Here is a 22,523-nt window from a genome sequence, read left to right as displayed (position 1 = left end):
CCGTGAAGCGCTTCTCGCTGAACCAGGCGACGACCAGACACTGGCCGCTGCCCGACCTGGTCGCCGGCTGCGCCGAGGCCGGCGTGACCGGCGCCGGGCTGTGGCGCGAGGACGTGCAGGCGTACGGCGTCGAGCGGGCGGCGGCGCTGATCCGCGACGCCGGCATGACCGTGACGTCGCTGTGCCGCGGCGGCTTCTTCCAGCAGAGCGGCTGGGAGGAGGAGAACAGACGCGCGATCGACGAGGCGGCCACCCTCGGCGCCCCGGCGCTGGTGCTGGTGTCCGGGGGCCTGCCGGCGGGCAGCCGCGACATCGACGCGGCCCGGGCCCACGTGGGCGAGGCGATCGGCCGGCTCGTGCCGTACGCGCTGGACGCCGGCGTGCAACTCGCCGTCGAGCCGCTGCACCCGATGTTCGCCTCCGACCGGTGCGTGGTGGCCAGCCTCAGGCAGGCGCTCGACCTGGCGGCGCCGTACCCGGCCGAGACGGTCGGGGTCGTGGTCGACACGTACCACCTGTGGTGGGACGACGGGGTGTGGGACCAGATCGCCCGGGCCGGGCGGGAACGGCGGATCGCCTGCTTCCAGGTGGCCGACTGGGTCACGCCGCTGCCGGCCGGGGTGCTGCTGGGCCGGGGCCTGCCGGGTACGGGCTGCGTCGAGCTGCGCCGGTTCCGGGAGGCGGTGGACGCGGCCGGGTACACCGGGCCGATCGAGGTCGAGGTGTTCGCGGAGGAGGTGTGGGCGCGGCCGGGGGCGGACGTGCTCCGGGAGGCCCTGGCGGGGTACCGCAGCCATGTCGCGGAATTGCCTGCGCCGGTGGAGGAGGACGATCGAGCTCCTTGAGCCTCCGCCGGGCGGGTGGGTGGCGCTGACCGGCCCCGCGGCCGGGGCGGCCCTTTCAGGTACGTGGGCGACAATGAGCCGGCACGACCCCGCTCACCTTCTGGAAGGAACCGTCTTGGCCGGTGGACTCGTAGCCCTGCTGGATGACGTGGCGGTGCTGGCCCGCGCCGCCGCCGCGTCCGTCGACGACATCGGGGCGGCCGCCGCGAAGGCCGGGGCCAAGGCCGCCGGTGTGGTCATCGACGACGCCGCCGTCACGCCGCAGTACGTGCGGAGCCTGGCCGCCGAGCGCGAGGTCCCGATCATCAGGCGCATCGCCGTGGGGTCGCTGCGCAACAAGTTCCTCATCATCCTGCCGGCCGTGCTGGTGCTCAGCCAGTTCGTGCCGTGGCTGCTCACGCCGATCCTCATGGCGGGCGGCGCCTACCTGTGCTACGAGGGCGCGGAGAAGGTGTGGGCCAAGCTGGCCCATCACGACGCCCACGGCGCGGAGGAGCAGAGCAAGGACGAGAAGACGCTCGTGTCCGGGGCGGTGCGGACCGACCTGATCCTGTCGGCCGAGATCATGGTGATCACGCTGAACGAGGTGATCGACGAGCCGTTCTGGTCGCGGCTGGCCATCCTGGCCGTCGTCGCCCTGGTCATGACCGTGGTGGTGTACGGCGCTGTGGCCCTGATCGTGAAGATGGACGACGCCGGGTTGCGCCTGGCCCAGCTCTCCGGGGCCGTCGCGTCGTTCGGCCGGGGCCTGGTGAGGGCGATGCCGCGGGTGCTCACCGCGCTGACGGTCGTCGGCACCGCCGCGATGCTGTGGGTCGGCGGGCACATCCTGCTGGTCGGCACGGACGAGCTCGGCCTGCACGCGCTCTACGCGGCGGTGCACCACGTGGAGGAGGCCGCCCACGACGCCACGGGCGCGCTCGGCGGGCTCGTCGGCTGGCTCGTCAACACGGCCTTCAGCGCCCTGCTCGGGCTGATCGTCGGCGCGCTGGTGGTGGCGGTCGTCACCCTGGTCAGCCGCCGCCGGAAGGCCGGGGCCGCGCCCGCCTGAGCGGTCACCGGGCGCTGAGTACCTCGACTCAGGCGCCCGGCCCGCGGGTGCCGCAGGCTGGTGCTCCCCGCCGAACCCTCACCCCAGGAGCGCGCCGTGACCAGTCAGACCTCCGCCCCGATCAAGCCCACCGCCGCCTTCGTCGGCGCCTCGTGGGCCGCGCTGCTGCTCGGGGTGGTGACATTCGCCGTCGGGCTGTGGAACGCCTCCATGGTCAAGAGCGAGAAGGGCTTCTACGCCGCCGTGCTGGTGCTCGGCCTGTTCGCCGCGGTCTCGTTGCAGAAGGCGGTGCGGGACCGGGCCGAGGGGCTCGCCGTCTCGGCGCTCTACCTCGGGTTGTCGTGGTCGGTGCTGGCCCTGGCCGTCCTCATGCTGGTGGTCGGCCTCTGGAACAGCGGGATGACGCTCAGCGAGAAGGGTTTCTACGGTCTGTCCTTCGCCATGACGCTGTTCGCCGCGGTCGCCGTGCAGAAGAACGTCCGGGACGCCCTGCAGGACCGGGCGCCGTCGCACGCTGTCGCCGTGCCGCCGGCGGTGCAGCGGTGGGACGGCCGGCGCGACGGCTCGGCGACGGCCTGACGCGGTGCCCGTAGGGTCGGTGCCATGGACCTGCCGGCCCGCGCCGCCGAACTGATCGCCGTGCCCTCGACCGCGGACCGCCCGGCCGAGCTGCGGCGCGCGCTGGAGCTGGTGCTCGACGTGGTCGGGCCCGGCTTCGCGGTGGAACGGTTCGCCTCCCGCGGCAAGCCCAGCGCGCTGGTGTACCGGCCGGGCCCGCGCCCGGCGTTCCGGGTGCTGCTCAACGCCCACCTCGACGTGGTGCCCGCCGACAGCTACGCGGCCCGCCGCGACGGCGACCGGCTCTACGGGCGGGGCGCCCAGGACATGAAGGTGGCGGCGCTGGTCCTGGCCGAGGTGTTCCGGTCCCTGGCCCCCGGCCTGCCGTACCCGCTGGGCCTGCAGCTGGTCACCGACGAGGAGGTGGGCGGCCACGACGGCACCGCGCACCAGCTCGAGGCCGGCGTCACCGCCGGCTTCGTGGTCATCGGCGAGCAGAGCGGCCTGCGCGTGGTCACCGATTCCAAGGGCATCCTCCAGGTACGGCTGTGCGCCACCGGCACCGCCGCCCACGCGGCGTACCCGTGGCTCGGCGACAACGCCCTGCTGACGCTGACCGGTGCGGTCGACGCGGTGCTGCGCCGCTACCCCGTGCCGGCGGACGAGCAGTGGCGCACCACGGTCAACCTGGCCCGGATCGGTACCCCCAACCGCGCGCTCAACCAGGTGCCGGCCGAGGCCACCGCCTGGCTCGACATCCGCTTCCCGCCCCAGGACACCGACTTCGCCGGGCGCACGGCGGCCGAGATCGCCGGCCATCTGCGCGCGGTGAGCGGCGTCGACGTGGTCGTGGACGGGCTCGGCGCCCCGCACCACGCCGACCCGGACAGTCCCGAGGTGGCCCGGCTGCGGGCCGCGGCCCGCGCGGCCGGGTTCTCCGGGGAGCTGCTGCGCAAGCACGGCGCCGCCGACGGCCGGTTCTACTCCGCGCGCGGCATCGACGCGGTGATCTTCGGGCCGGGCGGCGCCGGCCAGCACGGCCCGGACGAGTACGCCGACCTGCGCACCGTGGGCCCGTACCGGCAGGCCCTGGTCTCGTTCCTCACCGGGCTGGCCCGGGACCCGGCACCAGCGGCACGCCGGGGTTCGGCCGCAGGGTGACCTTGACGGCGTGCGCCCGGGCGGCGGCGGACGCCGTCTGCAGGGCCAGCCGCCAGTCGTCCAGCGCGAAGGTGTGGGTCACCAGCGCGTCCACCGGGTACGCCGGATCGGCGAGCCACTCCACCACCTCGGCCATGGTCGTCCGCCCGGCGAGCGCGGGCTCCGGGCCCGAGTTGACGGTGCCCTGCACGGTCAGCTGGCGGTTCCAGACCAGCGACCAGTCGACCCGCTGCCGGCCCGCGCCGCCCACCAGCACCAGCATGCCGGTCGGCCGCAGCAGGTGCAGCCCCAGGTCGATCGAGTCGGTGCGGGCCACGCAGTCGAACACCACGTCCACGCCCTGCTCCAGGATGGGGGTCCGGGTCAGCCGCGGCCGCACGACCCGGCCGCCGTGCACCCGCGCGAGCGACTCGACGACCTGCGGGCCCGGCTCCAGGGCGCGGCTCGCCCCCGTGCGCATCGCCGCCGCCCGGCTGAACTCGCCCGGGCCCACGACGGTGATGTCCAGGTCCGGGTGCAGCCGGCGCAGGGCGGCCGTCACCAGCAGCCCGATCGTTCCCGGGCCGATGACCACGGCCCGGTCGCCGCGGCGCCGCCAGTGCAGCGCGGCGTGCAGGGCGATGGCCGCGGGCTCGGCCAGGACCGCCCGGTGCGACGCTAGGGCGCCGACCCGGTGCAGCTGGCTCTCGTGGGCCGCCACGTACTCGGCCCAGCCGCCGCCCAGCGCCGCGTCGAAACCCTGGGTCGGCGACCGGCAGCCGGTCACGCCGGGCTGGTCGAAACGCTCGCAGACGTACGGGTGACCCTCCCGGCACGACCGGCACAGCTCGAACCCGCGGTGCACGCAGGACAGCGCCGGGTCGATCACCACCCGGTCGCCCGGGGCCACCGCGGTGACGCCCGGCCCGGCCGACGCCACCACGGCGACGATCTCGTGCCCGAGGATCTGCCGCCGCGCGGTGTAGTACGCGCTGAGCACCAGCGACGACTTGGCGTGCGCGACGGCCGTGTCGCTGCCGCAGATGCCGGACAGCTCCGGACGCAGCAGCACCCAGCCGGGGGAGCGGGGCAGGACCGGCTCCGGCACGTCCTCCCGCAGGCGCAGCAGACCGGTGACGCCCCAGCCGGCGCCGCTGCCCACGCCCCGGGGCAGCGCCTGGGCCGCCGCGGTGGCCAGGTAGCGGGGGACGGACAGATCCGCCAGGACGGCTCGCACGGCGCTCCGCCTCAGCCCGCCGCGGCCAGGGCGGCGACGATGCGCGCGGTCGGCAGGAGCACCACGCCGATCCCGGCGACCTCCCGGAGGCCCTGCTCGCCGGCCTGCGACACGGCGTCGGTGGCCAGCACCACCCGGTAGTCCCGCTCGCTCGCCTCGATCATGCTGGCCCGGGGGCAGTTGGGCAGGTTGCACCCGGCGAAGACGGCGGTGTCGACGCCGTGCCCGCGCAGCAGGTCGTCGAGCGGGGTGCGGTAGAAGGCGCCCCAGCGCGGCTTGAAGACGGCGTACTCGCCGGGGCCGAGCTCCTGCGGGCGCCCGTCCAGCAGCAGGTCGTCGTCGAGCTCGGGCCCGTCGCCGGGCAGCAGCCCGGCGGCGAGCCGCCGGCCGTCGGTGCCGGGCCGGGTGAGCTGGGCGCCGCCGGCGATCAGCGTGCGCCGGACCCGGTCGACGTCGTCGCCGCGGTGCAGCCGGACGATGTGGACGATCGGCCGGCGCGCGGCCCGGAAGGCGTCGGCCAGCGACCGCAGCGCCGGGATGATCTCGGTGGTCCCGGCCAGGCCGTACGGCCGGCCGGACAGGAAGTCGCGCTGCATGTCGATGGTGACGAGCGCGGCCGACTGCCAGTGCGGGGCCAGGTGCGGATCGGTCATGGGACCCTCCGGTGCGGTCGGGCCCCGCCAGCATATCGGCGCCGGCCGGCCGGCGCGCTCATTCCCGCGGCGCGCAGCGATGCCCGACGATGGACTGCCGGACGGCCGGGGCGGCGTCCCGGGTCAGCGACAGCACGACCCGGGTGCGGGTGGCGACGGCCGGGTCCTCCACCAGCCGCCCGTCCGGCTCGACCCGCAACCCCAGCAGCGGCGCGTCCGCGGGCGTGAGCAGGCCGGTGGCGATCCCGGCGGCGAGCGGGTCGTGCAGCGGCACCCGGCGCTCGCCCAGCACCGGCTCGTAGTAGTCGAAGTAGCCGGTCAGCAGCGCGGCCAGGGCCGTGGTCAGCGGCGTGCCGGCGGCGGCCAGCGCCGCCCGGTCGTCCTCGGCGAAACGGTGGCCCATGGTGACGTCCAGCGGCACCAGCGTCACCGGCCAGGCCGCGGCCAGCACGGCGGCCGCGGCAGCGGGGTCACCGGCGATGTTGGCCTCGGCGCGCCCGGTCACGTTGCCGGGCACCCGCACGGCCCCGCCCATGACGGTGACGTCGCGGACCAGCGCGGGCAGGCCCGGCTCCCGGCGCAGCGCCAGCGCCAGGTTGGTCAGCGGCCCGGTCGCCACGATCCGCAACCCGCCGACGGGCCGGCGGGCCAGCCCGAGCAGCAGATCGACCGCGTCGCCGGCGGCGGGCGCCCGGCCGGCGGCGGGCAGCGCGACCCCGCCGATGCCGTTGCCGCCGTGCACCCGGGCCGCGCCGCCGCCGAACGTCCCGGCCAGCGGGTGGTGCGCGCCGACCGCGACCGGGATGTCGTCGCGGCCGGCCAGCGCGAGCAGGTCCAGGGTGTTGCGGGCGGCCTGCCCGGCGGCGGTGTTGCCGCTCACCGTGCCGATCCCGGCGACGGCGGTCCCGGGCCGGCCGAGCAGCAGGGCCAGTGCGAGGGCGTCGTCCACCCCGGTGTCGCAGTCGAGGTACACCGGGACGGCGGTCATGCCTTCTCCCCGGGCGGGACGCGGCCGGTCAGGCAGTAGCGGCCGCCGGCCGGGTCGCGCATCACGGTCCATTCCGGCCACTCGCCGACGAAGGCCGCGCCGAGCTGCTCGTGCCGGGCCCGGGCCGCGCGCACGTCGGAGCAGGCCAGGTCCAGGTGGGCGGATGGGGGCTGCTCGTGGTCCGTACGCTGCAGCAGGATTCGTACCGCCAGCCGGGGCTGCGGGGTGAGCCGGTGGAAGCAGGGCGGCAACCGCTCCAGCCGCCAGCCGGTGAGCCCGGCCCAGAAGGCCACCTCGGTGTCGTAGCCGGCCGGGCCGACGTCCAGGCAGACCTGGTCGAGCAGGGTCCGGGTGCCGTCGGGCGCGGTCAGCGCCCGGGGCAGCACCCGCCCGCCCGGCCCGGCGGCGACGCAGAAGGCCTGCCCGGCCGGGGAGCGCAGCACCTGCCAGCTGCCGTGATCGGCGACGGTCGTGGCGCCGGCGTCGCGGGCCGTCGCGGCGAAGGCGGCCACGTCCGTGACGGCCAGGTCGAGGTGCGCCCCGCCGGGACCGTCCCGGACGCCCTGGATCTCGAGCCAGTCGTCCGAGGTCGCGCTGTGCAGCCGGACGAAGCCGGGATCCTCCTGCGGCGCCGGCTTCGTGCCGGTGACCGCCGTCCAGAAGGCGACGGCCTCGTCCAGCCGCGCGACCGGCCGGTCGATGAACGCCGAGATCCACCGAATCATGACCCCACGGTAGGCCCCTCGGGCGGCGCCGGGTTGCCCCCGGTCCCGGCTGGGTACCTCCAGCCGCATGACGGACTACGGCATCCACGCCTCGCACGAGCAGATCCCGCCCGCCGAGCTCCTCGCCGCCGTGGTCGCCGCCGAGCGCGCCGGCTTCGACGCCGCGATGTGTTCCGACCACTTCTCGCCGTGGAGCGCCCGGCAGGGCCAGTCGGCGTTCGCCTGGTCCTGGCTCGGCGCCGCGCTGCAGGCCACCAACCTGTCCTTCGGCGTGGTCAACGCCCCGGGCCAGCGCTACCACCCGGCGGTCATCGCCCAGGCTATCGGCACGCTGGGCGCCATGTACCCGGGCCGGTTCTGGGCGGCGCTGGGCAGCGGCGAGTACAGCAACGAGCACATCACCGGCGAGCCGTGGCCGCGCAAGGAGGTCCGCGAGGCCCGGCTGCTGGAGTGCGTCGGGGTCATCCGCGGGCTGCTGGCCGGCGAGGAGGTCACCCGCGACGGCCTGGTCACGGTGGACCGGGCCCGGTTGTGGACGCGTCCCGAGACCACCCCGGCGCTGATCGGCGCGGCGGTCAGCACCAGGACCGCCGCCTGGTGCGCCGACTGGGCGGACGGCCTGGTCACCGTCAACGCCCCCGAGCAGCACCTGCGCGACATGATCACGGCGTACCGGGATGCCGGCGGGCGCGGCCCGCTCGCCCTGCAGGTGCACCTGAGCTGGGCGCCGACCGAGGCCGAGGCCGAGGCGATCGCCCACGACCAGTGGCGCAGCAACATCTTCCCGCCGCCGGTGTGCTGGGACCTGGAGACCGTCGACCACTTCGACGTGGTGTCCAAGGACGTGACCGTGGATCAGGTGCGCCAGGTGGTCAACGTCTCCGCCGACCTGGAACGGCACGTCGAGTGGCTGCGCGGCTATGCGGCGCTGGGCTTCGACCGGATCTACCTGCACCACGTCGGGCAGGACCTGCTGCCGTTCGTGGAGGCCTTCGGGGCCAAGGTGCTGCCGGCGCTGCGCTGAGCGGCAGCCGCCGAGCCGGCGGTCACCGTCCGGCGGAGAGCTCGTTGTAGCAGCCGGCCTGCGGCTGGCCGGACAGCCGGCCGATCTCCGTCATGATCCGGTCGGTGGCCGCCCGCCGGGCCCGGGCGGCGTGACCGCCGGGAGCGGGGAAGTGCAGCGGCGCGCCGAAGCGGACCGTGACCCGGCCGGGTCGCGGCAGCCGCGCGCCGACCGGCTGGACGCGGTCGGTGCCGAGCACGGCGACCGGCACGACCGGGGCCCCCGAGGCCAGCGCGAGCCAGGCCACGCCGGTGCGTCCCCGGTACAGCCGGCCGTCGCGGGACCGGCTGCCCTCCGGGTGGATGCCGAACGCCCGGCCCTCGCGCAGCACGCCCAGCGCCGTCTCCAGGGCGGCCTGCGCGGCGCGGTGCTCGCCGCGGGGCACCGCCACCGCGCCCAGGCCGAGCAGCGCGGCGCCGGTGAGCCGGCCCAGCGGGCCGGGCCGGGTGAAGTACTCCGCCTTGGCCAGGAACGCCACCGGCCGCGGCGCCACCAGCGGGATCAGGAAACTGTCCAGAAAGGACAGGTGGTTGGCGGCCAGGATGACCGGGCCGGCCGGCGGCACGTGCTCCCGACCCTCGACCACCGGCCGGAACGCCAGCCGGGACACCGGGACGAGCAGGGCCCGGGTGAGCCGGTGCAGCATGTCAGCGCTCCCCGTACGCGTCGACGGCCGCCCGCAGCAGCGCGTCGGCCTCCTCGGTCCCGACCGCCATCTGCAGGCTGCCCCAGGACCACAGCTGCGCGATGCCGTGCAGGTTGGCCCACAGCGCGCCGGCGGCCACGGCCGCGTCCGGTCGTCCGGGCCGGGCCCGGGCGACCAGCTCGACCAGCACCGTGAACAGCGGCCGGCTGACCGCCCGCAGCCCCTCCTGGTTGCCGCGCAGCAGCTCGTGGCGGAACATCAGCTCGAACATGCCGCGTTCGGTGCGCGCGAACTCCAGGTAGACCCGGCCCAGGGCGAGCAGCCCGGCGCGCGGGTCGGGCTGCTCGCCGAGCGCCGCGATCCGGGCGGACAGCCGTTCGTAGCCGACCCGGGCGACGGCGGCCAGCAGCTCGCGGTGGGTGGGGAAGCAGCGCCGCGGCGCGCCGTGGGACACGCCGGCCCGCCGGGCGATCTCCCGCAGGGTCAGCGCCTCGGTGCCCTCGGCGGTGACCAGGGCTACGCCGGCGGCCACGAGACGCTCGCGCAGGTCATCGGCCATAGACACTGTCTACCAGAGAGCCGTAGACAGTGTCTATGCCGGGCCGCCCGAGGGGTCAGAGGTCGAGCTGGAACAGCAGCGAGCGGTGGGTGCTGCGGTAGCCCAGCGCGTCGTTGACCCGGCGCATGGCCACGTTGCTGTCCGCGGTGTCGGTGAGCAGTCCCGGCACGTCCGGATGCCGCTGCCGGATGTGCCGGATCGCCTCCGCCTTCATCCGGCGGGCCAGGCCGCGCCCGCGGTGCCCGCTCAGCACGGCGGTGCCGTAGTGCTGCGCGTCGGCGGTGCCCGTACCCGGCACCACCAGCTCGCTGAAGCCCACGATGGAGCCGTCCGTCTCGGCGACGGCCGTGACCGTGCAGAGCACGTCGCCGCGGGCGGCGACCGCGGCCGCGACGGCCCGGACCCGGTCGACGTCCCAGGTCTGCGGGGCCACGTCGGCCTCGTCCATCGGCATGTCGTCCATCGCCCGGCGGGCGGCGGTGAACGTCGCCGCCAGCTCGTCGGGGACCGTGCCCTCCCAGACCACCAGGCGGTAGCCGGGATGCGGCTCGGCCGGGGCGGCGGAGACGTCGGCGAGCGCCAGCCGGGCGTAGGTCAGCGCCAGCACCGGCCGCAGCCCTCGGGCCCGCAGGAACGCCTCGCCGGGCGACCCGGCGGCCACCGGGCCCGCCACCAGCGTGCGCCGGCCCAGCCCCCGGGCCGCCGTGACGGCCTCGGCCAGCAGCGCGGTGCCGGCGCCGCGGCGCCGTTCGGCGGGATGCACCGCCACCTCCGCCTCGGCGCGGTGCTGCGCCTCGGCCGTGGTGCCCACCCGCAGGTACGCGGTGGCGACCGGGTGGCCGTCGTCGCCGGCGGCGATCCAGGCCAGCCGGTACGCCGAGGGGCCGGGGGCCTCGGTCAGGGCGGTGATCCTCACCCGGGCATTGTCGCGTCCGTGACCGGCGGCGCCCACCCCGGGCGGGGGATCAGGCAGAACGGGTGCCCCGCCGGGTCGGCGAAGACCGCCACGGGGTCGCCGCCCAGCGCGGTGGCGCCGAGCTCGAGGACCGCGGCGGACGCGGCCGGCACGTCGTCGACCATCACGTCCAGGTGCATCTGCTGCGGCGTCGCCCCCTCCGGCCAGGTCGGCGCCCGGTGCCCGGCCGCCCGCTGGAACGCCAGCCCGGAGGCCCGGTCGCTGACCGACACCACCGCGAAGTCCTCGTCGCGGTAGGTGATCGGCAGATCCAGCAGGGCGCTGTAGAAGGTGGCCAGGGCCAGCGGGTCCGGGCAGTCGATGATCAGGTGGTGCAGGCGGCCGATCGCCACGGTGCCCTCCCGTCCGGTGCGGGACCGGTCCCGGCGTGTCGAGATCCGCCGGCCGGGACCGACCCGGGGGTATGACGAAGTTTCTGCTGATCCAGCACGGCGCCGCAATGGGTTCCTGGGACCCGGCCGACATCCGCCGCCATTTCGCCTACCAGCGGGGCCTGGACGCCGAGCTCGCCGCGGCCGGTGAGCTGGTCGAGACGCAGGGCCTCGGCGGCCGCGCGCACCTGGTGACCGGCGCGGACGTCGCCGGCGGGGGCGGGCTGCCGGCCCTGGCCGGCTACCGGATCGTCGACGTCGAATCCGAGGAACGCGCTCTCCAGATCGCGGCGCTGGCCGCGGCCGGCCCGGGCCCCGGGGGAGCGCCGCTGCGCGGCTCCGTGGACGTACGGCGGCTGCTGACCCCGTGAGAGCGCTTTCTCGGCGTAACCGGTTCCGGGGCCCGGAACGGCCCGGCCGCCAAGGGAAAGCGCTCTCCGTGCCGCGAACCTTTCGTCATCCTTAAGTTGGTCGATGGCTCCTTGACCGCGTCCCTTTCCTCACGGTTGAGTGCGGAACTGTTAAGTCACTTTCCGGTTCCCCGTCCCCCCGGAGTCCGTCGTGCCGAAATCCCCCCGCCGGCCGCTGCTCGCCGCCGGCACCGTGCTCGTCGCCCTGCTGGCCACCGCCGGCGTGCGCCTCGTGGCCCACGCCGACACGGTCACCCCCGCCCGCCCCACGGCCGTCACGGCCGCGGCCGCCTTCTCCCACCCCGGTGTCCTGCTGAGCCGGGCCCAGCTCGACTTCGTCAAGGGCCGGGTCGCGGCCGGGGCCCAGCCCTGGACGGCCGCCTACCGCCAGATGATCAGCAGCCGGTACGCCTCGCTGACCCGGACGCCGAAGCCGCGGGCGACCGTCGAGTGCGGCTCGTACTCCAACCCCAACAACGGCTGCACCGACGAGCGCGAGGACGCGATCGCCGCGTACACCGACGCGCTGGCCTGGTACATCACCGGCGACACCGCGTACGCGGCCAAGGCGATCGCGCTGATGGACGCGTGGTCGGCGACCATCCGGACGCACACCAACAGCAATGCCCCGCTGCAGACAGCCTGGGCCGGATCGGTGTGGCCCCGGGCCGCCGAGATCATCAAGCACGCGTACGGCGCCTGGCCCAACCAGGCCCGCTTCGCCACCATGCTGCGCACCGTGTACCTGCCCGTGGTGCTCCCCGGCATCCACAGCAACGGCAACTGGGAACTGTCGATGATGGAGGCCGCCGTCGGCATCGCCGTCCACCTCGACGACCGGGCCAGCTACGACCGCGCCATCGCCCGGTTCAAGCTGCGCGCCGCGTCCTACGTCTACGTCACCGCCGACGGCGCCCAGCCGAAGTACCCGCCGGCCGGCGGCATCGACACCCGCGCCGAGCTGATCAGCTACTGGCAGGGGCAGAGCACCTTCGTCGACGGGCTGGCCCAGGAGACCTGCCGCGACTTCGTGCACACCGGCTACGGCCTGTCCGCCATCGCGCACGTCGCCGAGACCACCCGCATCCAGGGCGGCGACCTCTACCCCGAGCTGCAGGACCGGCTGCGGCACGCGCTCGGCCTGCACACCAAGTTCGAGAACGGCACGGCCGTGCCGGCGAGCATCTGCGGCGGCAGCGTGACCAAGGGCCTCGGGCCGGTCACCGAGGTCGCCTTCAACGCCCTGCACAACCGGCTCGGCATCGCGATGGCCAACACCGAGACGTACACCCTGGCCCGGCGCCCGCAGGGCAGCAACAACCTCTTCGTCGCGTGGGAGACCCTGACCCACGCCGACAACCCGGCCTGACCCCCCGTCCCCGTCCCCGCCCCGAAGGATCCCCATGCCCCCGCATCCCCGCCGACGGCGTGTCCTCGCCGTCTCCGTCACCACGCTGACCGTCGCCGCCCTCGGCGCCGCCGGCATCACCAACGCCCTGGCCGCCACCACCGGCACCGTCGTCAGCAGCGCCAACGGCAAGTGCCTGGACGTCACCGACGGCTCCACCGCCAACGGCAACCTGCCGCAGATGTGGTCCTGCTCGGCCGGGCCCAACCAGACCTGGACATACGGCGACGACCAGTCGCTGCGGGGCCTGGGCAAGTGCCTCGACGTCGTGAACGGCGCCACCACCGACGGCGCCGTCGTGCACCTGTGGGACTGCTACGCCGGGCTGGCCAGCCAGCAGTGGACGTACACGGCCGGGCGCGACCTGATCAACGTCAAGGCCGGCAAGTGCCTCGACATCAAGGACAACAACCTCGCCGACGGCGCCAGGCTCCAGCTCTGGACCTGCGGCGGCGGCGCCAACCAGAAATGGACCGTCAACGGTGTGAGCACGCCCCCGACCACGCCCCCCACCACGGTCCCGCCGGGCGCCGGCAACCCCGACCTGGGCCCGAACGTGACCGTGTTCGACCCGTCGATGGCCCCGTCGACCATCCAGAACCGCCTCAACGCCGTCTTCAACCAGCAGGTGAGCAACCAGTTCGGCAACCAGCGGTACGCGCTGCTGTTCAAGCCGGGCTCGTACAACGTGGACGCCAACGTCGGCTTCTTCACCCAGGTGGCCGGCCTCGGGCTCACCCCGGACGCGGTCACCATCAACGGCCGGGTGCACGCCGAGGCCGACTGGTGGCCGGACGGCTCGCAGAACGCCACCCAGAACTTCTGGCGCTCGGCCGAGGGCCTGTCGGTCAACCCGACCGGCGGGCTGGACCGCTGGGCGGTGTCGCAGGCGGCCCCGTACCGGCGGATGCACGTCCGTGGCAACCTGGCGCTCTCCGACGGCGGGTGGTCGTCCGGCGGGTGGATGTCCGACACGAAGATCGACGGGCAGATCCAGTCCGGCACCCAGCAGCAGTGGATCACCCGCAACTCGCAGATGGGCTCCTGGTCCGGCGCCAACTGGAACCAGGTCTTCGTGGGCTCGCCGGGCGCGCCGGCCACCAGCTTCCCGAACCCGCCGTACACCACGATCGGCCAGACGCCGAAGGTCGCCGAGAAGCCCTACCTGTACGTCGACGGCGCCGGCGCGTACCAGGTGTTCGTGCCCGCCGTGCGGTCCAACGCGGCCGGCACCACCTGGGCCGGCGGCAACCCGGCGGGGCAGTCGCTGCCGATCGGGTCGTTCTTCGTCGTCAAGCCGGGCGACACCGCCGCGACCATCAACGCGGCCCTCGCTGCCGGCCGGAACCTGCTGGTCACCCCGGGTGTCTACAGCCTCAACCAGACGCTCACGGTGACCCGGGCGAACACGGTCGTGCTGGGCCTGGGGCTGGCCACGTTCGTCCCGCAGAACGGCATCGCGGCGATGACCGTGGCCGACGTGGACGGCGTCCGGGTGGCCGGCCTGCTGTTCGACGCCGGCACCACCAACTCGCCGGTGCTCATGGAGGTCGGCCCGGCCGGCGCGGCCGCCGACCACTCGGCCAACCCGACCGTGCTGTCCGACGTGTTCTTCCGGATCGGCGGGGCCATCGCCGGCAAGGCGTCGGTGAGCCTGCGGATCAACAGCGACGACGTGATCGGTGACCACGCCTGGATCTGGCGGGCCGACCACGGCAACGGCGGCACGGTCGGCTGGACGGTCAACACCGCGGCCAACGGCCTGATCGTCAACGGCGACGACGTCACCTTCCACGGCCTGTTCGTCGAGCACTACCAGCAGTACCAGACCATCTGGAACGGCGAGAACGGGCGCACGTACTTCTACCAGAACGAGATGCCGTACGACCCGCCGAACCAGGCCGCCTACATGAACGGCGCGACGCCGGGCTGGGCGGCGTACAAGGTGGCCGACTCGGTGACCAACCACCAGGCCTGGGGTCTGGGCTCGTACGCCTACTTCAACGTCAACCCGAGCGTGGTCAACGCCCGCGCCTTCGAGGTGCCGGTGCGGGCGGGCGTGCAGTTCCGCAACATGGTGACCGTCTCGCTCGGCGGCACCGGCACGATCTCGCACGTCATCAACAACACGGGCGCCGCCGTCACCAGCGGCCACCAGGTGACCAGCATCGTCAGCGGTCCCTGACCCGTACCGCGACCAGCGTCGGCCCGCCGGTGATCCGGCGGGCCGGCGCCGTCGGTCAGCGGGCGTTGTACCGCCTGCGCGCCCACAGGTAGCCGCCGAGCGCGATGGCGGCGCACCAGGCGGTGGCCCACCAGATGTGGTGGCCCACCGGCGCCCCGGTCAGCAGCGCCCGCAGCGTCTCCATGATCGGCGTGAAGGGCTGGCGCTCGGCGAACTGCCGCAGCCCGGCCGGCATCGACCCGGTCGGCACGAACCCGCTGCCGATGAACGGCAGCAGGGTCAACAGCAGCGGCGTGTTGCTCGCCTCCTCGACGGTCTTGGCGACCAGTCCCAGCGCGGTGGCCAGCCAGGTGACCGCGAACGAGGTCATCGCCAGCACGGCCAGGATGCCCAGCCAGGCCACCGGGTCCGGGGTGGGCCGGTAGCCCACGGCCAGCGCCACGCCCAGCACGATGACCAGGCTGACGAAGGTCTGGATGACGCTGCCCAGGACGTGCCCGGTCAGCACCGCGGCCCGGGCGATGGCCATGGTGCGGAACCGCGCCACGATGCCCTCGGTCATGTCGGTGGCGACCGAGACCGCGGTGCCGGCCGCCGCCCCGCCGATGGTCATCAGCAGGATGCCGGGCACCACGTACGCCAGGTACTCGGCGCGGCCGCCGCCCAGCCCGGCCCCGAGCGTGCCGCCGAACACGAAGACGAACAGCAGCAGGAAGATCACCGGCATGCCGGCCAGATAGAAGATCATCGCGGGGTAGCGCTGCAGGTGGCGCAGGTTGCGGCGGAGCATGGTGCCGGAGTCGCGGACGGTCAGCGTCAGGGTGCTCATCGGGCGGGCTCCTTCGCGGTCAGGGCCAGGAACACGTCGTCCAGGTCGGGGGTGTGCACGGTCAGGGTCTCCACCTCGGCGCCGGCCCCGTCCAGCGCGGCCAGCATCGCGCGCAGCGAGCGGACGCTGCCGTCGCCGGGCACCTGGAGGCTGAGCTGGGCGGAGTCGACGTCCGTGGCGCCGAGGGCCACAGCCGCCGCCCGCAGCGCCGGCCCGTCGGCGAAACGCAGGGTGACGTGGCCGCCCGGGACCAGCCGCTTGAGCTCGTCGGGACGGCCCTCGGCGACCAGCCGGCCGCCGTGCAGCACCGCGACCCGGTCGGCGAGCTGGTCCGCCTCCTCGAGGTACTGCGTGGTCAGGAAGATCGTCACGCCGTCGGCCACCAGGCGCCGCACGGTCCCCCACATCATCTGCCGGCTGCGCGGGTCCAGCCCGGCGGTCGGCTCGTCCAGGAACACCAGCCGCGGCGTGCCGACCAGCCCCATCGCGATGTCCAGCCGCCGGCGCATGCCGCCCGAGTAGGTGGACGCCTGCTTGGCCGCGGCCTCGGTCAGGTCGAACTGCTCCAGCAGCTCGTCCGCCCGGCGCCGCCCCCGGGCCCGGCCCAGGTGGTGCAGGTCGGCCATGAGGACGAGGTTCTCCCGGCCGGTGAGCAGCCCGTCGACGGCGGCGAACTGGCCGGTGACGCCGATCGCGGCGCGCACCGCGTCCGGCTCGGTCGCCGGGTCGTGGCCGGCCACCCGGATCTCGCCGGCGTCGGCGCCGATCAGGGTGGAGAGGATCTGCACGGTGGTGGTCTTGCCGGCGCCGTTCGGCCCCAGCAGGGCGAAGATCGAGCCGGCCGGGACGTGCAGGTCGATGCCGTCCAGGACGGTGAGGTCGCCGTACGCCTTGCGCACGCCGGTCGCGGTGATCATCGCTCCGCCCCGGCGTCGCCGCGGCGCACGATGATGTCGCCGAACGAGGTGCGGGCCCGCACCTGCACGTTGTGCTCGCCCGGCTCCGGGGCGCCGGTGGCCTCCAGGTGGTTGAGCACCTTGCCGAACTGGGTGTGCAGGTCCAGGTAGGCGGCCGTGCCGGGGGCGATGCCGACCTCCAGCTCGCCCGCGGCGGTGCGCACCGCGACCGAGCCGCGGTGGACCGCGCCGATGCGGATGTCGCCGTTGGCGCTCGCCGCGTCCACGTCGCCGTGCACGTGATCGGCCACCACGTCGCCGTTGGCCGCCTTGGCCCGCAGGTCGCCGCCGGCCGTGCCGACCCGGCTGTCGCCGTTGGAGTTCTTCAGCGTCACCGTGCCGCCCGCCGTGCCGATCCGGATGGTGCCGGTCGCCGTGGTGGCGTGCGCGTCGCCGGCCACCGACTGCGCGACGATGGCCCCGCCGGCGGTGGTCACCGACAGGGTCGCGGCGTGTTCCACCTCGACGTTGCCGGTCGCGGTGCGCAGCCGCACGTCGCCGAGGGCGCCGGTGCAGTGGAACGCGGCGACCGCCGCCTCGCCGCGTACCTGGGAACCGGTGGGCAGTGAGATCTCGACGTCGATCGAGCCGGTCTTGCGCAGGATGCCGAGGGTCTTGAGCGTCTTGGGCGTCTTCACCAGCAGCTCGCCGCCGGTGAGCTCGACCCGGGTCAGCTCGGCGGCCCGCACGTCCAGGGGCGCGCCCGGGTCGGTCGGGCGGACCTCGACGACGGTGTCGGTGCGGTCGGAGGCGGCGACGCGCAGGTCGCCGACGAGCATCTCGACGGTGGCGCGGATCGGCGCGGGGGTGTCGAAGGTGGGCATGGCCTGGTCCTTTCGCGGGTGGGCGGGGGGTGCGGCGGGCAACTCAGCGGGCCCAGCCGGTGAAGCGCTCGCCGCTGACCGGGGCGCGGGAGGTGCGCGGGCGGTCGCCGGTCCGGACGGCCGCGGTGGCCGCCCGCACCAGCCAGGCGTTGACCGACAGGCCGTCGCGTGCGGCGGCCTCCTCGATGCGGGACTTGAGCTGGTCGGGCAGGCGGAAATTGATCCGGGAGACCGCGCCGTCGTCGGGCGCCTCGGCGGCGCCCTCCGGCCGGCCGGCCGCGGGCTCCGGCTCGGGGTGGTCGGTGGGCGGCGGGGTCACCACGAAACCGGGGGCGCCGCCGCGCAGCCGCAGCTCGACGGAGCCGGGCGCCAGGTCGCGGGTGATCTCGTCGGCGGCGGCGGCCAGGGCGTCGAGCAGGGCGAGCCGGAACGCGGAGTCCATCGGAGCGGTGAGCCGGTCGGCCAGCGCGCGGGCGTCCGGCCCGCCCAGCTCGGCGGCGCCGGCCAGCTCCTCGCGAAGGCGGGCGACGTATGACGTGAGGTCCATGGCGCCAGCATGGCACCACTATGGCACCAAGTAAAGCCAAGGTGGCACTATGGTGGTGCCGCTCGAGTTGCGTCGCTTTGCGCGTCGTTTGTGCGGCGGGAAAGGCGGGTAGGGGAGGGCCGTGCTCGACGTCGCTGATCTTCCGCTGCCCGGGTCGGGCCGCACCCGGGAACGCTTCGACCGCCTGGCCGCCATCGCGCGGCGGGACCCGGTGCGGGCCCGGCTCGCCGAGGGCCACGCCGACGCGGTCGCCATCCGCGAGGAGCTCGGCGACCCCGGGCCGGAACGGCCGGACCAGGTGTGGGGGGTGTGGGCGGCCAAGCCCGCCTCGCTGACCGCGCGGAGCGACGGCGGGACGTGGACGCTGACCGGCGACCGCCCCTGGTGCTCCGGGGCCGGCTCCTGCACGCATGCTCTGGTCACCGCGGCCGCCCCGGACGGCGTGCGCCTGTTCGCGGTCGAGAACAGCACCGCCTGGGCGACCCCGCTGGACGGCACCTGGCCGGCGGTCGGCATGGCCGGCAGCGACAGCCGCACCATCCGGTTCACCGATGCCCCGGCCCGGCCCGTCGGCGGCCCCGGCGCCTACGTGAACCGCCCCGGCTTCTGGCACGGCGGCGTCGGCGTCGCGGCCTGCTGGTACGGGGGAGCGGCCGGCGTCGCGGACACCCTGCTGGCGCACGCCCGCGGCCCGCACGCGCTCGCCCACCTCGGCGCCGTCGACGTCGCGCTGGGCTCCGCGCGGGCCGTGCTGCACGCCGCCGCCGCCCGTATCGACGCCGAGCCGCAGGCCGACGCCCAACAGCTCGCCGTCCGGGTCCGGTGCACCGTGGAGGCCGCCGCCGCCCAGGTCATCGACCGGGTCGGGCGCGCCCTGGGCGCCGGGCCGCTGGGCCACGACGGCGCCCACGCCCGCCGGGTCAGCGACCTGACGGTCTACCTGCGGCAGAGCCACGCCGAAGCCGACCTCGCCCACCTCGGCGAGCTGCTCAAGGAGGATCCGCCCGCATGGTGACCGCGATCGAGGGCGCCGGGACCGACGACACCCGCTGGCGCGCCTGGCCGGCCGTGGCGGACTGGCCCGCCCTGACCGTCGACCCGCCGGGACCGCCGCTGGTGGTGGCCCCGCACCCCGACGACGAGGTGCTGGGCGTGGGCGGCCTGCTGGCCCGGCTGCCCGACGCCGAGGTGGTGGCGGTCACCGACGGCGAGGCCTCGCACCCCGGTTCGACCGTCTACACCCCGGCCCGGCTGGCGGCGCTGCGCCGCAAGGAGACCGCCGAGGCGCTGCGCCGGCTGGGTCTGCCGGGCACGCCGGTGCGGCACCTGGGCCAGCCGGACGGCGGCATCGACGAGAACGCCCTGACCGTGGCGCTCGGCCGGCTGCTCACGCCGGGCCGTTGGTGCCTGGCCACCTGGCGGGGCGACGGGCACCCGGACCACGAGGCGGTCGGCCGGGCCGCGGCGGCCGCCTGCGCCGCCACCGGCGCCCGGCTGCTGGAGTACCCGATCTGGACCTGGCACTGGGCCGAGCCCGGCGACGAGCGGGTGCCGTGGGAACGGGCCCGCCGCATCGACCTGCCGCCGGGGGCGCGCCGGGCCAAGGAGGCGGCGATCCAGGCGTTCCCCAGCCAGATCGCCGACCTGGGGCCGGAGCCGGGCGACGCGGCGATCCTGCCGCCGCACGTGCTGGCCCGGTTCCGCCGGCCCTTCGAGGTGGTGTTCGCGTGAGCACCCCGCTGGGCTACTTCGAGCAGATGTACGCCGCCGACCCGGACCCGTGGAGCTTCGAGTCGCGCTGGTACGACAACCGCAAGCACGCCCTCACCGTGGCCGCGCTGCCCCGGCCCCGCTACCGCGCCGCCTTCGAGCCGGGCTGCTCGACCGGCCTGCTGACCGCCCGCCTGGCCCCCCGCTGCGACGCCCTGCTGGCCGTGGACGCGGTGGAGTCCGCCGTCGCCACGACCGCGCAGCGGCTCGCCGGCGAGCCGCACGTGACCGTCGCCCGGGCCCGGATGCCGTACGACTGGCCCGGGCGCAAGTTCGACCTGATCGTGCTGTCCGAGCTGGGCTACTACTTCGACGACACGGACCTCGACGCGCTGCTGGCCCAGGCCGTGGTCGCACTGGAGCCCGGCGGCGACCTGGTCGCGGCCCACTGGCGGCGCCCGGTCGCCGAGCACGCCCGCTCGGGCGACGAGGTGCACGAACGCATCGCCGCGACCGGGGGCCTGGAGCTGACGGCCCAGCACGTGGAGGCCGACTTCCTGCTGGAGGTCTACGCCCGGACCCCGCCGGCGGCCCGGTCGGTGGCCGAGCGCGAGGGTCTGTGCTGAGCCGACTCGCCGTCGTCGTGCCCGCCCACGACGAGGAGGGCCTGCTCCCGCACTGCCTGGCCGCGCTGCGGGCCGCGACCGCCGGCGTCGCTGTGCCGACCGAGATCGTCGTGGTGGCGGACGCCTGCAGCGACGACACCGCCCGGGTCGCGGCCGCGGCCGGGGCCGAGGTGGTGACGGTCGCGGCGGCCAGTGTGGGGCCGGCGCGGGCGGCCGGGATGGCGTACGCGGCGCGGCACGGGACGGCCGGGCTGTGGCTGGCCACCACCGACGCCGACAGCCGGGTCGCGCCGGGCTGGCTGGGCTGGCACGCCCGGCACGCGGCGCACGGCGCCCAGGTGCTCGTCGGCACGGTCGAGGTGCGCGACTGGGCGCCGTGGCCGGTGGCCGTGCGGGACGCCTACGAGCGGCGCTACCGGGCGGCGTTCACGGCGACCGGTCACCGGCACGTGCACGGGGCCAACCTCGGGTGCGCCGCGGACGCGTACACGGGTCTCGGCGGGTTCGCCGCGGTCCGGCACGACGAGGACCGCGACCTGGTGACCCGCGCCGTCCGGGCCGGGCTGCGGGTCGTCCGCGACGGCAGCTGCCCGGTGCTGACCAGCGCGCGGCGCGCCGCCCGGGCCCCGGCCGGCTTCGCCGCCCACCTGGCGGCCGTGGCGGACGAGGTGTCCGCGCGCTGATGCGCCGGCCGCCCGGCCCCGCCGGGCGGCGGTGCTGGGCGGCGGTGCTGGGCGGGATGAGCCCGCAGCACGCCATCGTCAGCGGCGGCAGCGCGCTCCCGCGCGACTCCGAGGGCACGCCCTGGAACACCGGCTACATCGTCGCGAGCGGCAACCTACTCAGCAGCAGTGGCTGCTGGGCATCGAGCAGCTGATCGAGGACTGCTTCGTCGAGCACGGCATCGAGAACTCCAACGGGGCCGAGGAGAAGGACGGTCCGGACCGGACCTTCTCCAGCTTCGACCCGCAGAGCACGGCGGGCGAGGGCCGCTGGGCGCAGGGCCCGTCGCTGATCGACCCGAAGGAGGAGATCGTCTACGTGCCGGACGCCCAGCCGCTCACCGACGACAAGCCGCTCGGCCCGGCGCCCGACCCGAAGCTGTACGTCACCTACGACGGCTCGATGGGCAAGGGCAAGCCGGGAACCGGCGCCGGCGCGCACGCCCAGGGCGTGGCCAACGTGGTCAACAAGATCAAGGGAGCGCTCGACTGAGCTGCACCGCGGCATCGGAGGAACCCGGGTCGCCCCCGCGGCGACCCGGGTTCCTCCGGTGCCGAACCCTTCGGGTGACCGGCCGGCCGGCCTGCGCGGCGACGGCCGGGGCCGCCGCTACGGTGGCCCGATGGCCCCCTCCGGACGTGCCCTGGGCAGCTGCGTGGTGCTGGTGTGCGCCGGCGCCCTGACCGCTTGCGGCGGCGACCGCGCCGCCACGGCCACGGCCGTCTACACCGGGATCGTCACCCGCCTCTACGGCACCCCGGCGCAGCGTCTCGCCGCCGAGGAGCAGGCCTGGTGGACCGCGCAGGCGCCGGCGCAGGAGTGCCGGCGGCGGGCCGGCGTCGATCATCCGGCGCGCGGGTTCACCCCCCGCGGCGAGCGCCGGGCCGTGGCCCCCGGCGACCTGGCGGGGTTCGCGCCGCTGGGCGCGGATTTCGACGTCGCCTACCGGTGGGAACAGCTCCAACTGGCCGCGGACAACGCCCGGCTCTTCGCCCGCCAGGTGGCCCGGACCGCGGAGGGGCCCGGCCGGTGGACCGCCCAGCGCTGCGAGGCGGCCGCGAGGGCGGTGGCGGCGCGCGTGCCGGCGGGTCAGCAGCGGCTGGCGACGGCGTTCGTCGACGAGCTGACCCGGGCGCAGACCGCCGCCGCGCCCGGCCTGCCCGCTGACTACCGCCGGTGCCTGCACGCCCACCGGCTGGCCGCGGCCGATCTGCCCGCGTTGCGGGCCCTGGTCGAGCGGGCCTACCCGACGGTGCGGTGGCCGGCCGGGACCGACCCGGCGCGGCTGCCCGAGTGGAGGGCCGCCGTGGCGTTCGAGCACCGGGCCGCCGCCGTCGACGCCCGCTGCCGGGCGGGCGCTGTCCGGACGCTGACGGTGTCCGCCGCGCCGCGGCTGGCGACCTTCGCGGTCCAGCATGCGGCCGAGCTCAGCGAGGTGTCCGACGGCTGGGCGCGCTTCGAGATCGACGTGCGCGGCCTGCGCCCACCGGACT

Annotated in this window: 26 protein-coding genes; 14 read left to right on the top strand and 12 right to left on the bottom strand. The window is 75.5% G+C overall.

Annotated elements, in window-relative coordinates; translation table 11 throughout:
- Nucleotides 1–2: 2 nt before the first annotated feature.
- From Ani05nite_RS12310 to Ani05nite_RS12295, 4 genes are all read left to right on the top strand, one after another.
- Complete coding sequence (locus Ani05nite_RS12310) at nucleotides 3–845, top strand: sugar phosphate isomerase/epimerase family protein (protein WP_203768018.1); 843 nt, start codon at nucleotides 3–5, stop codon at nucleotides 843–845.
- A 115-nt stretch (nucleotides 846–960) separates the two neighbouring features.
- Nucleotides 961–1,896 (top strand): DUF808 domain-containing protein, encoded by a 936-nt coding sequence (locus Ani05nite_RS12305; RefSeq protein ID WP_203768016.1) that lies wholly within the window; start codon nucleotides 961–963, stop codon nucleotides 1,894–1,896.
- A gap of 96 nt (nucleotides 1,897–1,992) precedes the next feature.
- Complete coding sequence (gene yiaA / locus Ani05nite_RS12300) at nucleotides 1,993–2,475, top strand: inner membrane protein YiaA (RefSeq protein WP_203768014.1); 483 nt, start codon at nucleotides 1,993–1,995, stop codon at nucleotides 2,473–2,475.
- A gap of 24 nt (nucleotides 2,476–2,499) precedes the next feature.
- Entirely contained in the window at nucleotides 2,500–3,615 is a 1,116-nt protein-coding gene (locus Ani05nite_RS12295) for a M20 family metallopeptidase (RefSeq protein ID WP_203768012.1), read from the top strand.
- Here Ani05nite_RS12295 and Ani05nite_RS12290 read toward each other — a convergent pair.
- Genes Ani05nite_RS12290 through Ani05nite_RS12275 form a run of 4 tightly spaced genes read right to left on the bottom strand, consistent with a single transcriptional unit; the run spans nucleotide 3,557 to nucleotide 7,197 of the window.
- Nucleotides 3,557–4,831: a zinc-dependent alcohol dehydrogenase gene (locus Ani05nite_RS12290; protein ID WP_203768009.1), complete on the bottom strand. Its 1,275-nt coding sequence runs from the start codon at nucleotides 4,829–4,831 to the stop codon at nucleotides 3,557–3,559. The genes Ani05nite_RS12295 and Ani05nite_RS12290 overlap by 59 nt on opposite strands.
- Nucleotides 4,832–4,842: 11 nt before the next feature.
- Nucleotides 4,843–5,484 (bottom strand): cysteine hydrolase family protein, encoded by a 642-nt coding sequence (locus tag Ani05nite_RS12285; RefSeq protein WP_203768007.1) that lies wholly within the window; start codon nucleotides 5,482–5,484, stop codon nucleotides 4,843–4,845.
- A 58-nt stretch (nucleotides 5,485–5,542) separates the two neighbouring features.
- Nucleotides 5,543–6,472 carry a nucleoside hydrolase gene (locus tag Ani05nite_RS12280; protein WP_203768005.1) on the bottom strand — a complete coding sequence of 310 codons (930 nt, stop codon included), beginning with the start codon at nucleotides 6,470–6,472 and terminating at the stop codon, nucleotides 5,543–5,545.
- Nucleotides 6,469–7,197, bottom strand: coding sequence for a VOC family protein (locus tag Ani05nite_RS12275; protein ID WP_203768002.1), 729 nt, complete (start codon nucleotides 7,195–7,197; stop codon nucleotides 6,469–6,471). Before Ani05nite_RS12275 ends, Ani05nite_RS12280 begins: the two co-directional genes overlap by 4 nt.
- A gap of 67 nt (nucleotides 7,198–7,264) precedes the next feature.
- Here Ani05nite_RS12275 and Ani05nite_RS12270 point away from each other — a divergent pair, with 67 nt between their 5' ends.
- On the top strand, nucleotides 7,265–8,221 hold the full coding sequence (locus Ani05nite_RS12270) for a TIGR03885 family FMN-dependent LLM class oxidoreductase (protein ID WP_203768000.1): 957 nt from the start codon (nucleotides 7,265–7,267) through the stop codon (nucleotides 8,219–8,221).
- Between the two features lie 22 nt (nucleotides 8,222–8,243).
- On the opposite strand, the gene Ani05nite_RS12265 is transcribed toward Ani05nite_RS12270, so the two are convergent.
- The 4 genes from Ani05nite_RS12265 to Ani05nite_RS12250 are packed head-to-tail and all read right to left on the bottom strand — an operon-like array spanning nucleotide 8,244 to nucleotide 10,773.
- Nucleotides 8,244–8,906: a lysophospholipid acyltransferase family protein gene (locus Ani05nite_RS12265; RefSeq protein WP_239129744.1), complete on the bottom strand. Its 663-nt coding sequence runs from the start codon at nucleotides 8,904–8,906 to the stop codon at nucleotides 8,244–8,246.
- 1 nt (nucleotide 8,907) lies between these two features.
- Complete coding sequence (locus Ani05nite_RS12260; protein ID WP_203767998.1) at nucleotides 8,908–9,465, bottom strand: TetR/AcrR family transcriptional regulator; 558 nt, start codon at nucleotides 9,463–9,465, stop codon at nucleotides 8,908–8,910.
- A gap of 55 nt (nucleotides 9,466–9,520) precedes the next feature.
- Nucleotides 9,521–10,381, bottom strand: a complete 861-nt coding sequence (locus tag Ani05nite_RS12255) for a GNAT family N-acetyltransferase (protein WP_203767997.1) — start codon at nucleotides 10,379–10,381, stop codon at nucleotides 9,521–9,523.
- Nucleotides 10,378–10,773: a VOC family protein gene (locus tag Ani05nite_RS12250; protein ID WP_203767996.1), complete on the bottom strand. Its 396-nt coding sequence runs from the start codon at nucleotides 10,771–10,773 to the stop codon at nucleotides 10,378–10,380. Before Ani05nite_RS12250 ends, Ani05nite_RS12255 begins: the two co-directional genes overlap by 4 nt.
- 71 nt (nucleotides 10,774–10,844) lie before the next feature.
- Between Ani05nite_RS12250 and Ani05nite_RS12245 the strand changes: the two genes are divergently transcribed.
- From Ani05nite_RS12245 to Ani05nite_RS12235, 3 genes are all read left to right on the top strand, one after another.
- A complete protein-coding gene (locus Ani05nite_RS12245) occupies nucleotides 10,845–11,183 on the top strand; it encodes a hypothetical protein (RefSeq protein WP_203767995.1) in 339 nt (112 codons plus the stop codon).
- A 190-nt stretch (nucleotides 11,184–11,373) separates the two neighbouring features.
- Nucleotides 11,374–12,591, top strand: a complete 1,218-nt coding sequence (locus Ani05nite_RS12240; RefSeq protein ID WP_239129741.1) for an alginate lyase family protein — start codon at nucleotides 11,374–11,376, stop codon at nucleotides 12,589–12,591.
- A 34-nt stretch (nucleotides 12,592–12,625) separates the two neighbouring features.
- Nucleotides 12,626–14,815, top strand: a complete 2,190-nt coding sequence (locus Ani05nite_RS12235; RefSeq protein ID WP_203767994.1) for an RICIN domain-containing protein — start codon at nucleotides 12,626–12,628, stop codon at nucleotides 14,813–14,815.
- A 55-nt stretch (nucleotides 14,816–14,870) separates the two neighbouring features.
- Here Ani05nite_RS12235 and Ani05nite_RS12230 read toward each other — a convergent pair whose 3' ends face one another.
- Genes Ani05nite_RS12230 through Ani05nite_RS12215 form a run of 4 tightly spaced genes read right to left on the bottom strand, consistent with a single transcriptional unit; the run spans nucleotide 14,871 to nucleotide 17,971 of the window.
- Nucleotides 14,871–15,644, bottom strand: coding sequence for an ABC transporter permease (locus Ani05nite_RS12230; RefSeq protein ID WP_203767993.1), 774 nt, complete (start codon nucleotides 15,642–15,644; stop codon nucleotides 14,871–14,873).
- Nucleotides 15,641–16,561 carry an ATP-binding cassette domain-containing protein gene (locus tag Ani05nite_RS12225; RefSeq protein WP_203767992.1) on the bottom strand — a complete coding sequence of 307 codons (921 nt, stop codon included), beginning with the start codon at nucleotides 16,559–16,561 and terminating at the stop codon, nucleotides 15,641–15,643. Before Ani05nite_RS12225 ends, Ani05nite_RS12230 begins: the two co-directional genes overlap by 4 nt.
- Nucleotides 16,558–17,424, bottom strand: coding sequence for a DUF4097 family beta strand repeat-containing protein (locus Ani05nite_RS12220; protein ID WP_203767991.1), 867 nt, complete (start codon nucleotides 17,422–17,424; stop codon nucleotides 16,558–16,560). The genes Ani05nite_RS12225 and Ani05nite_RS12220 overlap by 4 nt, the downstream gene beginning before the upstream one ends.
- A gap of 43 nt (nucleotides 17,425–17,467) precedes the next feature.
- On the bottom strand, nucleotides 17,468–17,971 hold the full coding sequence (locus tag Ani05nite_RS12215; protein ID WP_203767990.1) for a toxin-antitoxin system HicB family antitoxin: 504 nt from the start codon (nucleotides 17,969–17,971) through the stop codon (nucleotides 17,468–17,470).
- Between the two features lie 121 nt (nucleotides 17,972–18,092).
- Here Ani05nite_RS12215 and Ani05nite_RS12210 point away from each other — a divergent pair, with 121 nt between their 5' ends.
- The 6 genes from Ani05nite_RS12210 to Ani05nite_RS12185 all read left to right on the top strand — a co-directional run.
- Nucleotides 18,093–18,986, top strand: a complete 894-nt coding sequence (locus tag Ani05nite_RS12210) for an acyl-CoA dehydrogenase family protein (RefSeq protein ID WP_203767988.1) — start codon at nucleotides 18,093–18,095, stop codon at nucleotides 18,984–18,986.
- Nucleotides 18,980–19,702, top strand: coding sequence for a PIG-L deacetylase family protein (locus Ani05nite_RS12205; RefSeq protein ID WP_203767986.1), 723 nt, complete (start codon nucleotides 18,980–18,982; stop codon nucleotides 19,700–19,702). Before Ani05nite_RS12210 ends, Ani05nite_RS12205 begins: the two co-directional genes overlap by 7 nt.
- A complete protein-coding gene (locus Ani05nite_RS12200) occupies nucleotides 19,699–20,307 on the top strand; it encodes a class I SAM-dependent DNA methyltransferase (RefSeq protein ID WP_203767984.1) in 609 nt (202 codons plus the stop codon). Before Ani05nite_RS12205 ends, Ani05nite_RS12200 begins: the two co-directional genes overlap by 4 nt.
- Complete coding sequence (locus Ani05nite_RS12195) at nucleotides 20,301–20,990, top strand: glycosyltransferase family 2 protein (RefSeq protein WP_203767982.1); 690 nt, start codon at nucleotides 20,301–20,303, stop codon at nucleotides 20,988–20,990. The genes Ani05nite_RS12200 and Ani05nite_RS12195 overlap by 7 nt, the downstream gene beginning before the upstream one ends.
- Entirely contained in the window at nucleotides 20,990–21,184 is a 195-nt protein-coding gene (locus Ani05nite_RS12190; protein WP_203767980.1) for a manganese catalase family protein, read from the top strand. Before Ani05nite_RS12195 ends, Ani05nite_RS12190 begins: the two co-directional genes overlap by 1 nt.
- Before the next feature lie 468 nt (nucleotides 21,185–21,652).
- Nucleotides 21,653–22,523, top strand: an 871-nt coding sequence (locus tag Ani05nite_RS12185; RefSeq protein ID WP_203767979.1) for a hypothetical protein, incomplete at its 3' end; no start/stop codon positions are given.

Origin of the sequence: Actinoplanes nipponensis, from assembly GCF_016862275.1 — a bacterium.
Lineage (GTDB): Bacteria > Actinomycetota > Actinomycetes > Mycobacteriales > Micromonosporaceae > Actinoplanes > Actinoplanes nipponensis.
This window is presented reverse-complemented; position numbering and strand designations above follow the sequence as displayed.

What these genes read in the sequence shown, in the direction of transcription:
- Ani05nite_RS12295 (WP_203768012.1), top strand. Translation starts at nt 2,500, where the DNA reads ATGGACCTGCCGGCCCGCGCCGCCGAACTGATCGCCGTGCCCTCGACC.
- Ani05nite_RS12285 (WP_203768007.1), bottom strand. Translation starts at nt 5,484, where the DNA reads ATGACCGATCCGCACCTGGCCCCGCACTGGCAGTCGGCCGCGCTCGTC.
- Ani05nite_RS12280 (WP_203768005.1), bottom strand. Translation starts at nt 6,472, where the DNA reads ATGACCGCCGTCCCGGTGTACCTCGACTGCGACACCGGGGTGGACGAC.
- Ani05nite_RS12275 (WP_203768002.1), bottom strand. Translation starts at nt 7,197, where the DNA reads ATGATTCGGTGGATCTCGGCGTTCATCGACCGGCCGGTCGCGCGGCTG.
- Ani05nite_RS12270 (WP_203768000.1), top strand. Translation starts at nt 7,265, where the DNA reads ATGACGGACTACGGCATCCACGCCTCGCACGAGCAGATCCCGCCCGCC.
- Ani05nite_RS12265 (WP_239129744.1), bottom strand. Translation starts at nt 8,906, where the DNA reads ATGCTGCACCGGCTCACCCGGGCCCTGCTCGTCCCGGTGTCCCGGCTG.
- Ani05nite_RS12260 (WP_203767998.1), bottom strand. Translation starts at nt 9,465, where the DNA reads ATGGCCGATGACCTGCGCGAGCGTCTCGTGGCCGCCGGCGTAGCCCTG.
- Ani05nite_RS12245 (WP_203767995.1), top strand. Translation starts at nt 10,845, where the DNA reads ATGACGAAGTTTCTGCTGATCCAGCACGGCGCCGCAATGGGTTCCTGG.
- Ani05nite_RS12235 (WP_203767994.1), top strand. Translation starts at nt 12,626, where the DNA reads ATGCCCCCGCATCCCCGCCGACGGCGTGTCCTCGCCGTCTCCGTCACC.
- Ani05nite_RS12230 (WP_203767993.1), bottom strand. Translation starts at nt 15,644, where the DNA reads ATGAGCACCCTGACGCTGACCGTCCGCGACTCCGGCACCATGCTCCGC.
- Ani05nite_RS12225 (WP_203767992.1), bottom strand. Translation starts at nt 16,561, where the DNA reads ATGATCACCGCGACCGGCGTGCGCAAGGCGTACGGCGACCTCACCGTC.
- Ani05nite_RS12220 (WP_203767991.1), bottom strand. Translation starts at nt 17,424, where the DNA reads ATGCCCACCTTCGACACCCCCGCGCCGATCCGCGCCACCGTCGAGATG.
- Ani05nite_RS12215 (WP_203767990.1), bottom strand. Translation starts at nt 17,971, where the DNA reads ATGGACCTCACGTCATACGTCGCCCGCCTTCGCGAGGAGCTGGCCGGC.
- Ani05nite_RS12205 (WP_203767986.1), top strand. Translation starts at nt 18,980, where the DNA reads ATGGTGACCGCGATCGAGGGCGCCGGGACCGACGACACCCGCTGGCGC.
- Ani05nite_RS12190 (WP_203767980.1), top strand. Translation starts at nt 20,990, where the DNA reads ATGCGCCGGCCGCCCGGCCCCGCCGGGCGGCGGTGCTGGGCGGCGGTG.